Source organism: Chryseobacterium ginsengisoli (assembly GCF_039542325.1).
Classification (GTDB): domain Bacteria; phylum Bacteroidota; class Bacteroidia; order Flavobacteriales; family Weeksellaceae; genus Chryseobacterium; species Chryseobacterium ginsengisoli.
Genome location: NZ_BAABHX010000001.1, coordinates 755385 through 768007, shown reverse-complemented (window position 1 = coordinate 768007; position 12623 = coordinate 755385). Strand labels below are relative to the sequence as shown.

The 12623-nt window shown below is 31.3% G+C and carries 12 protein-coding genes; 2 read left to right on the top strand and 10 right to left on the bottom strand.

All coding sequences use genetic code 11. The annotated features are described in order from the left end of the window. Window positions 1-35: 35 nt before the first annotated feature. From ABD940_RS03615 to ABD940_RS03585, 7 genes are all read right to left on the bottom strand, one after another. A complete protein-coding gene (locus ABD940_RS03615) occupies window positions 36-620 on the bottom strand; it encodes a TetR/AcrR family transcriptional regulator (protein ID WP_345200371.1) in 585 nt (194 codons plus the stop codon). Window positions 621-838: 218 nt separating this feature from the next. After that, the gene (locus ABD940_RS03610) at window positions 839-2548 is read right to left on the bottom strand and encodes a S41 family peptidase (RefSeq protein ID WP_345200370.1); all 1710 of its coding nucleotides are present in this window, start codon (window positions 2546-2548) and stop codon (window positions 839-841) included. Window positions 2549-2623: 75 nt separating this feature from the next. Next, complete coding sequence (locus ABD940_RS03605; RefSeq protein ID WP_345200369.1) at window positions 2624-3163, bottom strand: GNAT family N-acetyltransferase; 540 nt, start codon at window positions 3161-3163, stop codon at window positions 2624-2626. Between the two features lie 3 nt (window positions 3164-3166). Beyond that, on the bottom strand, window positions 3167-3544 hold the full coding sequence (locus ABD940_RS03600; RefSeq protein ID WP_345200368.1) for a hypothetical protein: 378 nt from the start codon (window positions 3542-3544) through the stop codon (window positions 3167-3169). 35 nt (window positions 3545-3579) lie between these two features. Beyond that, window positions 3580-4254, bottom strand: a complete 675-nt coding sequence (locus ABD940_RS03595; RefSeq protein ID WP_345200367.1) for a hypothetical protein — start codon at window positions 4252-4254, stop codon at window positions 3580-3582. Window positions 4255-4258: 4 nt separating this feature from the next. Next, entirely contained in the window at window positions 4259-5182 is a 924-nt protein-coding gene (locus ABD940_RS03590; protein WP_345200366.1) for a hypothetical protein, read from the bottom strand. 71 nt (window positions 5183-5253) lie between these two features. After that, window positions 5254-6024, bottom strand: a complete 771-nt coding sequence (locus ABD940_RS03585; protein ID WP_345200365.1) for a hypothetical protein — start codon at window positions 6022-6024, stop codon at window positions 5254-5256. 124 nt (window positions 6025-6148) lie between these two features. On the opposite strand from ABD940_RS03585, the gene pafA reads away from it, so the two are divergent. Then, window positions 6149-7795, top strand: coding sequence for an alkaline phosphatase PafA (pafA, locus tag ABD940_RS03580; protein ID WP_345200364.1), 1647 nt, complete (start codon window positions 6149-6151; stop codon window positions 7793-7795). 61 nt (window positions 7796-7856) lie between these two features. Here the strand turns inward: pafA and ABD940_RS03575 are convergent, their stop codons facing one another. The 3 genes from ABD940_RS03575 to ABD940_RS03565 all read right to left on the bottom strand — a co-directional run bounded on the left by ABD940_RS03575 (window position 7857) and on the right by ABD940_RS03565 (window position 11279). Beyond that, window positions 7857-8453 (bottom strand): Crp/Fnr family transcriptional regulator, encoded by a 597-nt coding sequence (locus tag ABD940_RS03575; protein WP_345200362.1) that lies wholly within the window; start codon window positions 8451-8453, stop codon window positions 7857-7859. 169 nt (window positions 8454-8622) lie between these two features. Next, window positions 8623-9753, bottom strand: a complete 1131-nt coding sequence (locus ABD940_RS03570) for a tetratricopeptide repeat protein (RefSeq protein WP_345200361.1) — start codon at window positions 9751-9753, stop codon at window positions 8623-8625. Next, complete coding sequence (locus tag ABD940_RS03565; protein WP_345200360.1) at window positions 9750-11279, bottom strand: helix-turn-helix domain-containing protein; 1530 nt, start codon at window positions 11277-11279, stop codon at window positions 9750-9752. Before ABD940_RS03565 ends, ABD940_RS03570 begins: the two co-directional genes overlap by 4 nt. A 262-nt stretch (window positions 11280-11541) precedes the next feature. On the opposite strand from ABD940_RS03565, the gene ABD940_RS03560 reads away from it, so the two are divergent. Next, complete coding sequence (locus ABD940_RS03560) at window positions 11542-12570, top strand: T9SS type A sorting domain-containing protein (RefSeq protein WP_345200359.1); 1029 nt, start codon at window positions 11542-11544, stop codon at window positions 12568-12570. The last annotated feature ends 53 nt before the right edge of the window (window positions 12571-12623 follow it).

Here is a 12623-nt window from a genome sequence, read left to right as displayed (position 1 = left end):
ATTGTACTATTTGGTACAAAATATGATAAAAAATTTTATTTTAGTAATTTTAGATTCATTTCAATCATCGAACGAAGGATTTCCGGAGAATTTTCCATGCGTCTTGTTACGTGAATTCCGTTCCACAGATTTGTTAAATGCCAAGCCAGAATTTCAGGATCTTCCTGTGTTTTCAATTGTCCGTTTTGCTGTGCTTTTTTAATAGCTTTTGCAAAAACTTTCTGCAAACCTTTTAGTAATTCTGCAGTTATTCTTTTAATATCTTCATCTTTTTCAGAAAGTTGAACCAATGCATTTCCCAAATAACAACCTCTTTCAATATCACAATCTTCTGCATCGGCAAGAACCAGAAAAAATTGTCTGATAAACTCAATCTGATCTTCGGAATTTTCAATTGCCTGACCAATCTTTTTATTAAAATTTTCAGAAAACTGTTTGATCGAACGAACGTACAGTTCTTGCTTTCCACCTTTGAAAGCCAGATAAAAACTGCCTTTCCCGATTCCCATAGCATTCAGCAATTCGTCTGCAGAAGCAGTGTCGTAGCCTTTATTTCTGAAGACTTCGGTTGCTTTTTGGATCGCTTCCTGCTCGTCGAATATTTTTGGTCTTCCTGCCATTTCTTTATTTTGATGAGACAAAGGTATATAATTGTACCAATTAGTACAAAATTAAATTTCAAATATCTTTTATAGTTTTTGTCGATAAAGTTTTGTTGACTATTTGTTTGTTGGAAAACGCAAAGACGCAAGGAATTTGAATGACCACCTTTTTTAAGGCGCAAAGATTTTATCTACGATAAAATTGATTTTTTGTGCGTTCTCGTTTTCCACAATATTTACTTTACAGAATTCAAGACCCTTTCAAATTCAAGATCACGATTATCAAGAATATCCTGATCTTTATATTTTATCAATTCATTGATTCTAATTCCTGTTTGTTGAGTCTGCGAATTATCAGGATAGAAAATTCCGTTTCCTGTAAAGGGTAAAACATAATCTCCGGGAAGATTAACCCTCACCAAATCTCCGTCTCCACCCGAAGTTTGTTGACCAATCGTTAATGATTGTGGGAAAATTTTCTGCAAACTCATAGAATACCATTCACTTGCACTTCGGGTTTCAGGATTTACAAGAATGAAAACTTTTCCTTTATAAACATGAGTTGTTTTATTTTCAATCGTCGGAAAATAGTCATAATCTTTGTAAGCAAAAGTGCCAATATTTTTCAGATTTGGTTTGTAATATTTTCCGAAATAATTCTCTTTTGGCGAAAAATATTTATAAATATAATGATAGACAAAACCACCCCAGTCCGGATAAGCTCTCATATCGAAAACGATGGCTTTTTTCTGTGAAGCATCTTTCAAAATGCTGTCCATTACCGCATCTATTTTATTATCATCTACATTATTAATGAACTCCAAAGTTTCATTGGTTTTAAAGTAAGCAATATCTTTATTAGCCAAACGATGGCTTTCAATCTTAAGATTTTTATTGTTTATATAATTCGAAAGAATAGCAACATTTGATTTATCCGTTGTGTTGATTAATGGAATTTCTGTTGAAAATTTCTTAGAACCGGATTGTATTTTTAATGTTTTTTGCGGAAGATTATCAGACCAAATCAGGTTATATTCATACTTTGAAAGAACATATAATAGTTTTTGATGGTTGGAAACAGAAAGTAATTTGCTTTTTTCCTTAATAATCTGCGGAATACTTTTTCCATTAATTTCCGTGATTTTGTCGCCAACTTTAATCTGAGCTTTATCACAAATTTCAGGAAAGACAAGATTGGTTACCAACAAATGATCATCAACAATCTGAAAATCAAAAGGTGAATAATAAGAAATGTTGAATAAAATTTCGTCCCTAAAATTCAATTGACGGTAAAATTCAAATGCATGACTGTCCTGAAAGTATGAAACAGTTTTAGCAAGAACGATCTCAAAGTCTTTTCGTGAAGGTGATTTTACGGCTTCTTCCAGCAAATTATTAAAGTAAGAATCAAAATTTTTGTTCATTAAATATTTGTGTGGAAAAAGATAATCAACAATTCCCTGAATTTTTGCCATCGTCAATAATCTATATTCCAACGAAAGATTTTCTTCTTTTGGAAAAGGATATTTTTTCTCGTCACTGACTGATTTTCCTTCTTTTAAAAGTCCGTAATCGAAACGGTTTTTATAAATAGTATTCAGCAAATTTTTATTTTCGGTGGAAATTTTTCCGTTTTTATGAAACCATTCGAAATTTTGATTTTTAGTTAAAACATCTTTTGAAGTTTCTGTCGGAGCTTGAGTTGTAAGATTTTTATTTAAATTTTGAGATAACTTTCCAATGATTGAATTAAAATTGTCTTTTGAATTAATATTTTTGACAGTATTTAAAAACAAACTATCTGCATCGATTTTTCCGCTTGCAACATCTGGATGATAATATTTAATGAAATTCCAAGTTTTTATAAAATCATAATATTGATTTTTCTGAGCGAAAATAATTTGGTTAAAGAGAAGAATGAATATAAAAATTGATGCTTTTTTCATGATAATAAGTAATTTTTAAAGATAATATTTCTATTTCAATTAAAAATATTATTATCAATAATGGGTGAATTGTTTTTAAATTAACACTTCAAAGCTCATGAATAAAGCCGTTTCTGATGAATCTTTATATAGTTTTGTATTGATTCCTGTAATGGCAAAACCAGCCTTTTGATAGAATTGTATTGCCGGATAATTGGTGTTTTGAGTTTCCAGTTCGACCAGTCTGCATTGCAGTTCTCTTGCTTTTCTGTTGATGTTTTTAATTAATAATTTTCCGATATTTTGTCCGCGGAATTTTTCATCAATTAAAATATTTTCAATGAAAAGACTATTGTTCCATTCTCTGAAATCACAAATTGCCCAACCAATTAATTCATCATTTTCAAAAACTCCGAAAGAATTTCCCTGTTCAATAATTGTATTTAATTCAGAAATATCATCAGAAGTTGTCTCCCCAATTTTTTTATAATATTGATTTTTCTCTCTTAGATTAAATTCAAAAGAATTTCCAATTTCTATGGTAGAAACAGCAAATATCTTTTCCGTTTCATAGCCATTAAATCCCCAATTTAGAGTGGGATTAGAGCTGAGTTTTTCTAATTTTTTGATTTCCATGTATTAAAAATCCAGCGTTTTTGATCTGGGAAAATTTCCTTTTGTAGAATACAATATGATTTGCACAAATATTAAAGCCAAGATAAGAATTGATCTTGTGATAGCATTTTCCGAATCTTTTTCTCTGTTGGATTTCATTTGATTTACTTTGGTGATTGAGAATTGTTTCAATTCATCAATATTTGTAAAACTATTAATCTCGGATATTTCGGAGTTACTTTCTGCATTATTCATTGTTGCAGCTATATCAATAAAATTGGCATTGTTAAGGAACAACCATCCGAATAACAGCATCGAAACCAATAGAAGAAATGGTCTTGTAATCTTTATAAATAAAGAGGCATTTTGTTGGAACATGATGACATTTTGTGTTGATTCCAAATTTAAATAAAATCAACTGTAACAAAGAATTAAATTCACAAAATATGTGTAAAATCTTCTTCCTCAAATAAAAGATCAGCAATAAAATTTTCTACTTCTTCCTGAATGGGAAGTATTTCGTCTTCATAATCGTACTTTTCCCTTGAATTTTGAATTGTTTTTAGGCTGTAATAGTAATTTCTTTTATAAGCTTTCGTTTGTTTGTACTTCTGAAACTGATCACATTTGAACTGATTGTATTCTAAATCCGAATTCAAGTCAAAGTTTTTGACAACTTCATTATCTTTTATTTCTAAAACCTTAATAGTGGAAAAATTTTGGTCTAAGCGATGTATACTGTTATCAATTTTAGAAAGAAATAATACAGTATTGATGCTTTTTTTATTAAGATTTTCCAGAATGGTTAAATGATTTTTACTTAATCTTAGATTAGTATCTTTTTGATAATCAATAGGAATAATAGCATCCTTCATTTTAAATATATTATTTTCAACAATAAATTCACCAATGTAACCTCTCCAAAGTCCAGTGTTTATTTCAGAATTGAGTTTATTATCCTCAATATATTGACCTAATATATCTTGATGTAAAAATTTATTTAAAATATGATATTTTTCACCGTTAATATAAAGTAGATCAGTTTGCTGTTCTGTTGCCTGAATTTTTATCAGAGAGAAAATGAAAAATAATGTAGCAAGAATTGTTTTCATTAATTTATAGCTTACTTGCAAATTCGTTCAAAATATCTTTAGTTTTTTGGTCATAATTTTCACTAAGCATATCAAGTTTTTCATTCTTTTCTGAAATTTCCTTAAGATCATTTCTGTCTGATAAATCCGCTATTTTGGACATGAAGAAATTCCCTTCAAAAAGAAAGTCTTTGTGAGTTTCTTTGAAACGGGTAATCAGGAAATCTAATAATTCTTTATCATTTGGCTTTGTTATAAGATCTATTAACCCCAAATCCTGATATTCTAATGTCTTCTGTGAAAAGAAAGAATTTCTCAGTTTTCCTTTTTGAGTATCGTTTAATTCAAATTTTCTTACAAAAATATCTTTATCGCGATCATAAAAAGACATAAAATCACTCTCAGGAGAAAGTTCATAAGTTCCTTCCCATTTTGTCGTTTTTTGTAATGCACATTCTACAAGCCAATCTACTATTTGAATATGTTTTTCTTCTTCGTTTTTAATTTTCAGAATATCCTGCATCTCGAGAATCCTCTTTTTATAAACGGAATATTCTTCTTTTTCTAATGTTTTCGAACCGTAAGATAAAGAATGGGTAGAATATCTGTCGTCGTTTTTCTCTTTATATAAAAATGCCAATGTTAATTTTCCTTTTTCGTAGTATGCAGGAGCGGGACAGGATATATAAGAACTTGTATAGATTTCAATAATTTGATCGGGTTTAATATTTCCATGTAAAACATCATGTATTTTTAATACAACAATTTCAGATTTAAACCAATCATGTTTTTTAACTTTCTTGTTTTCTTTTATATCTAAAACTTCGCCATATACAATATTTTCAGATTCAATGATTAATTTTCTCAAAGGCATCGGAGAAATGGGATAAGCGAACAAATTATAACTTAAAACGGTTAAAATCAATAATAAAAATGATTTGAGTTTCATGATGGTTAAGTTTATTTCAAGTATATAACGTCAAATTTTAAATAAAATTTTGAAAAGTTTTTAATCATTTATCAATCAAAAGTATAACTATAGTTCACAGACTCAAAAACCGCAATGGCAGCGATCCACTTCAATTCTTCAAAATCCAGATCATGATATCTTACATTAATGAGACTATAAGGTGTGTATTGTTCAGTTTTTACAGTTAAAGGTTCCAGTTTTCCGCGCCTTCTTGTTATCATGGAATTCTTTCTTTTGTAACCTTTATTGTCGCGGCTTTTCCTGATCTTGATTTCTCTTCCTGAATTGAATGTCACAGTATAAGAATCTGAAGGATTGTTTCTGTCCAAATGTCCAATAAGATAGCCGTCATGATCAAGAATTTGCATGAAATTTACAATCTTACCTAAATAAATTCCATTAAAATCAACAGTCAGCTCTGGATAGTTGTATTCCATGAAAATTTTGAATTCTGTGGATTCTGCCAAAATTCTGCAGTCATTCGCTTCAATTCTTTGAAAAGCAATCAAGTTTTCGTTGTTGGGAGAGATGATGTAGCCTGTCAATTTACTCGGAAACCATTTGAGAGAATTATAATCCAGATCATTGGTAATATCATTTATAGTATGACCATTCCACGGAACCAATGACATTTTCATCTGATGTACTTTGCCTTCCATTTTTATTCTTTCATTTTCAAAATCGGCAGGTGTTTTTCGTCCGTTAATTCCTTTGAAAGCTGAGAAAAATATTTTTGCAGTTCCAAGCATAATAAGAACAATGGCTAAAAAGAAAATAATAATTATCGCTAAAATCAGAGAAAAGAAGAGTTTTATGATCATTAATGGAATATTTGATGTAAAATTTTAATGTAAATAAACTAAACAGGCTTCCAAAATTAATTAAAATTTCACACACCAAAATTTTCAAAACCCTTAAATTTGCTCCGAATAAAAATTTTACTGGATGCTTAGGAAAATTTCGATTGCAGCGGCTACTTTTTTGTCCGTACTTACAATCAATGCGCAGAAGAACAAAAATTCTCAGTTAGAAAGACCAAAACTGGTAGTAGGTTTGGTAGTAGATCAGATGAGGTGGGATTATTTGTACCGTTTTTACAATAAATATGGTAATGACGGTTTCAAAAGATTATTGGGAACGGGCTATTCTCTGAATAATGTTCATATTCCTTATGTTCCTACAGTTACAGCTTTGGGGCATACTTGTATTTATACAGGTTCGGTTCCGGCGATTCACGGGATTGCAGGAAACGACTGGAACGATAAAGAAACAGGACAAAACGTATATTGTACGACAGATGAAAGTGTGCAACCGGTAGGAACTACCAATGCAAAAGTAGGAAGTCATTCTCCCAAAAATCTTTGGTCTACAACAGTTTCTGATGAATTGAGACTGGCAACGAATTTTCAGGGAAAAGTAATCGGTGTTTCTTTAAAAGACCGTGCTTCGATTCTTCCGGCTGGTCATACACCAAACGGAGCTTTTTGGTTTGACGATTCTTCGGGAGATTTCATTACAAGTACTTGGTATATGAATGATTTGCCACAGTGGGTGAAATCTTTCAATTCTCAGAATTTACCGGATAAACTGGTTGCAAATGGCTGGAATACTTTACTTCCTATCAATCAATATACAGAAAGTGCGCCGGACAATTCGCCTTGGGAAGGTTTGTTGGGAAGTGCAAAAACTCCGACTTTTCCTTATTCTAATTTAGCGGCTGATTATCAGGCTAAAAAAGACAATATTCGTTATACACCTTTCGGAAATACTTTGACGTTGAAACTTGCGGAAGCTGCAGTAGAAGGCGAAAAGTTAGGAGGAGATGATATTGTGGATATGTTGGCAATTAATTTAGCTTCAACAGATTATGCAGGTCACAAATTTGGTCCAAATTCTATTGAAGTTGAAGATGTTTATTTGAGATTAGACCAGGATTTGGCTCAGTTTTTCAATTACTTAGATTCAAAAGTTGGGAAAGGACAGTATACAGTTTTCCTTTCTGCAGATCACGGTGGAGCGCATTCCGTAGGTTTTTTACAGGAGCATAAAATCACGACAGGTTTCTTTGGAGAAGGAATGGATAAAAATATTAATCAAAAATTAAAAGATAAATTCGGGGTTGATAAACTGATCAATGCTGTTGACAATTACCAGATTTATTTCGACAGAAAATTGTTGAGAGATAATAAACTGGAATTGGATGATGTAAGAAATTTCACCATCAAAGAATTGGAAAAAGATCCTACAGTTCTGTATGTAGTTTCTGTGGAAAAAGTTCAGGAATCTACAATTCCGGAGCCTATCAAACAAAGAATTATTAACGGGATCAACAGACAGAGAAGCGGCGATATTCAGTTGATTTCTCATGATTCTATGCTGCCTCCATATTCAAAAACAGGAACAACACACAGTGTTTGGAATTCTTATGATTCACATATTCCATTGATTTTTATGGGATGGGGAATTCAGCATGGTGAAAGCAATAAACCATATTTCATGACAGATATTGCACCGACGGTTTCGTCATTATTAAAGATCCAGTTTCCAAGTGGAAATGTAGGAAATCCTATTACGGAAGCAATCGGAAAGTAATTTTCTGGTGATATAAAAATTAAAATCCTTAACTGTTCTGGTTAAGGATTTTTTATTGATTTTAAATATAAATTTTACTGTTATCGATTTTCAGAATATTCTGTTTTTCCATTTTTTTGATAGCTCTGATCACGGTTTCGATTCGCATTCCTGTCAAAGAAGCCAATTGCTGCCTTGTATACGGAATCGGAAAGGAAAATTTTTCTTTGAATCCAAAATGATCTTTAATATGATCCATCACAAGATGCAGTTTGGTAATCGGATCTTTGAAAGAAAATGGACCGGAAGTAATATATCTGTAATGCATTCGATCGGCAGTGTAAGAATATACATTAAGGATCAATTCAGGTTTTTCTAATAAAAGATCGATCAGTTTATTCTTTTCAAGCTTTATAATTTCACAATCTGTAACAGCGATTGCGTTGATAGCATATTTTCTTTCATGGAAAAGATAAGTTTCCGCAAAGCAATGACCATCAAAAGGAATCCCGTGGATAAACTCTTTACCGTCTTCCAAAAAGCTGCTTAATTTTACAGTGCCGGACTTTATTTGTAAATAATATTTTGCGGTGCTGTCTTCTTTGATGATAAATTCACCCGAATGATAATTTTGCAGTTCAGCTCCATGAGAAAACAATAGGTTTTCACAGATGATCATAGATTAATTTTAGTAGTTATTATAAAATTTAAAATTAGTAAAATAACCTATCGCTGGAAAGCTTACATATACCACATAGATGCCCCAATAATGCCTTATTTAGAGACTTTTTGGCAGTTTTAATCAATTTGTGATTTTAAAAGTTCATAAAGAAGAAAAAAAGTGAAAATCACGAACGGATCAACTTTTGTATTTCCGCGTGATATTTTTTGTTCTGTTTTCTGATTTTAAAGATAAATGAAAGAAATATGGCAATAATTATTATTCCGAAACCTACCACGGAAGCAAGACAATATGTAAATCTTTGTCTGAGTTCTTCGCTTTTTATTAAAGTTTCCTTATTGTGATTATCGATGGATTGATTGATGGAATTTAGTTCGTTTTGTTCTCTTCTGAAACGCATTTCAAAATACTTCTTATTGTAGATCTGATAAGAATTTTGATTACCGATTGCCAGATAATTATCTGCCATTTCTTTGAAAATTCCTTCATTAAGGACGAGATCATTTGTGTCTTTACAAAGATCTTCAGCTTTAATCAAAAGTTTCAATGCAGTTTCGTTTTGTCGCTTCTGCTTATAAACTTCAGCTATTCCTTTTAATGCAAAAGCTTCAAGACTTTTTGCTTTCTTTTTCTGAGCATAATCAATCGATTCTAAAAATGATTTCTCAGCTTTATCAATTTGGTTGAGGTTGAGATAACAATAGCCGATATTATAGAAAACAACGCTCATATTGGCATAAGTTGCTTCTTTTGGGTTCACTTTTTTGAAGCTTTCAATGGATTTTAAGAATTTCTCAAGAGCAATTTCAGGATTCGACTGGCTTTTGTAGATCATTCCGCGAATAGCATAGCTTCGGGCTGTTTCAGTGTTTTTTTCAAAAGAATTGTCCGGAAGTTTTATTAAATACTCATCGGCTTCATCTAATATTTCCAGACTTTTGCTGAACAATTCCATCTGCTGATATTGAATGGCAACGGAAACCAAAACATTAGTCTGCGTTTTGGGATCGTTTGTTTTGGGTGCTAATTCTTTGGCTTTTAAGATATATTTCAGCGACTCGTCAAAATCTCTTTTTGCAATATTCGCTGTGGAAAGAAGCATATAAAGCGAAATTGTTTTTTTGATGTCCTTTTCTTTTTTAAGTAAACTATTAGCGATACTTATTGTGTTTTCAGGATTATTGTAGATTTCGAGACGTGCCTTTTTCAACAAAGAGTCGTCAGAAATTTTCTGCCCAAATGTCGAAACCTGGAAAGCTAAAAGAATGATTAAAATAAATTTTAAAAATAATTTCATGATGTTCTGCTTTTACTGATTTCCTGAATATATGCATTTGGCGACATTCCTGTAACGGATTTAAAAATAGTTGTAAACGCGCTGTGAGAGGAAAATCCTGAATATTCTGCAAGATAACTTACCTTATAATTAAGATATGTGGAATCTGTTTTTAATAAATTTGCTATATGATTGATTCTTAATTCGTTAATGTATCCGTTAAAATTTTTTTCTTTGTTATTATTAATTACTTCTGAAAGATATTTAGTGTTAATACCCATTTGTGCAGAAAGCATCGAAAGCGACATACTTTTATTCAGATATTGATCAGATTCTTCCCATTCTTCCAATTTTTGGAGAATTTCGTCTTCTTTTTCCTTTGAAATTTTATTTGAATCTTTAGTAACGGTCAGTATTTCTTCCTCTTTCGGAACATTTACGTGAATCGGAATTGTTTTTTCCTTTTTCTTCTGTTTTTCGAAGAATTCAAATTGTTTTTTTAAATCTTTATTTTTACTTTTTAAACTGAAAAAATAAATAATTAAACTGATGATAATCAAAGAGAAAGCCGATATTAAAATCCACAAACGGCTTGATTGATTCTGTCTCTGAAATTCAAGGTTTTTGTTTTGGGAATTTTCAACAAGCTTTACAATATATCGGATTCCTTCTTTTGTATTGGCGTCTATTTTTGTTTTGAGATCTGTGTAAAGACTATTGTATTCATGATACTTTTCATCGTTATGAAGGGCAAAATAATTTTTAGATAATGAAGCATAAATTTTGCTTTTCAAACAGTTAAAAGGTAGATTTTCTATTTTTGAAAGTCCTTTTTCTAATTGATTGATTGCTTCGTGATAATCACCTTTCATAAAATAATACCGTGAAAGATCTTCATAAGCCAAAGCCGATAATAATGGCTGATTTTTTTGTTTTTCAAGACTGGAGATTACACCAGAAATGATCTTTTTTGCTTCTTCTAATTTATTTTGCCTCAATAAATAAGTAGAGCGGAAAATTTTATTCTCAAAACTGATGATTTTATTTTCTTCATTTTGATTATCAATGTATTGATCACTTTTTTGAAGGTTTTGTAACGCTAGTGCCTGATTTCTGCCAATACCGAAGTTAAGAGCTTGAAGCTGATAAAGTTTCGCTACTGTAATCCGCATTTTTTTATCTTCAGTTTTTAATAATTTATTGTCGGAAAGTAAATTAGAAATAATAATCTGAGACTGATTATAAAGATCCAGATTTTGATACTGGTCTGCAAGATTATAATCTCCGAAAATCTGCATAAAATAGGAAAGATTTTTCTTTTCCTGAAACTCCTCCTGTTGATTAGCAATATTTACAGATTGTACATAATCGCCTTTTAAAACATAAGCCTGAGAAATAATATTTCTTAAGACAATCTTATGCTCAATATTTTGATCACTGTTTAATATGCTTAGAGAATAGTTGATGCATTCATCCGGATTTTGATATAATTTTTGAAAAGCTTTATCCGCCAAAATGCTAAAGTCGGGACCGGATTGTGCTTTCATAAAAACTGAAAACAAAAGGATGAGCAATATTTGGATGCTTTTTTTCAATATTTCTTTTTGTAAAAGAATGTTTTTATGTTGATTTTTCTCGATCTTCTTAAAATCCGTCTTCAAAGTGAAAATTTGTATGTTTTTGATTTTTAGCTATTTAATTTTTAAGTTCTTTTAAATTTCATGAATTCTACAAGTCAAAAGCTTTTAAAAAGGTAAATATAATATTAATATTGTTCACATCAATTCAAAATATTAAACCAAAGAAATTATGAAAAAGATTTACCGGTCATCAATAAAGATTTTGACTGTTGTATTTTTTTTTAATTGTTTTTTGGCGCAAGCACAACTAACGATAATTGCTATTGGGAATTTTAATATAAGTGGAATTTCGGATAACGGAATTGTAAATGTTGATAACCGCAAAGGAAAAATTTATAAATGGGACGCCACAAATGGAATGGTTTCAATAGGAGCATTAACGAATGAATTTCCTCAATCGGAAAGAAATTCAAAAACAAATGCTGTAAATGCTGACGGAACAGTGATTGTAGGATGGCAAGAGCAATCTGACGGAACCAAGAGCGGCGCAAAATGGATCAACGGAACTGAAAGTTTTATATTAGATAATAATGGTGATAAAGTTGGTGAAGCAAGAGCTGTTTCTGCCGACGGAAACACCATCATAGGATCGGCAATGCACAATCCTTATGTCTGGAATGCATTTTCCGGGCTTACATACATTACACATCCTAATTCCTCTGCCTTCTTCAGAGGTGGTGCAACGGGAATCTCCGGAAACGGAGAACTAGTTATTGGCTTCTTTAGACCATTCCCGGGACTGCCAATGGCTGGAGAAGGCTTTATATGGACTGCAGCAACAGGACGTATTAATTTAAATGCTTATGCTGCAAGTTTAGGAATTGAAACAAATGGAGTGAAAATGTCTTTGCCATCAGCAATTTCCAAAGATGGTAAAAAAATAGCGGGAACAGGAGTGAATGCTTCTAATCAGATAGTAGCTTTTTATTTGGATCTTACACGATATCTTGCTGCAAATGATCTTGTTGCAAATGGAAATATCTCGATGTATCCAAATCCTGTAAAAGATGTTATTCACATTGAAGGAAAAAGTAAAATTGATAAGGCTGAAATTTATAATATGGTCGGTCAAAAGATAAAGACGTTCTCGTCTGTTGAGAGTCAGATTGATGTATCGTCTTTATCTAAGGGAAATTATGTGTTACAGTTATTCGTGAAAGGGGAAGTTTCACAGCGTTTTAAGTTTATAAAACACTAAAAATAAAATTGGACAATACACAACACGCACTTAAAAGAACTTAGACCAAAAAA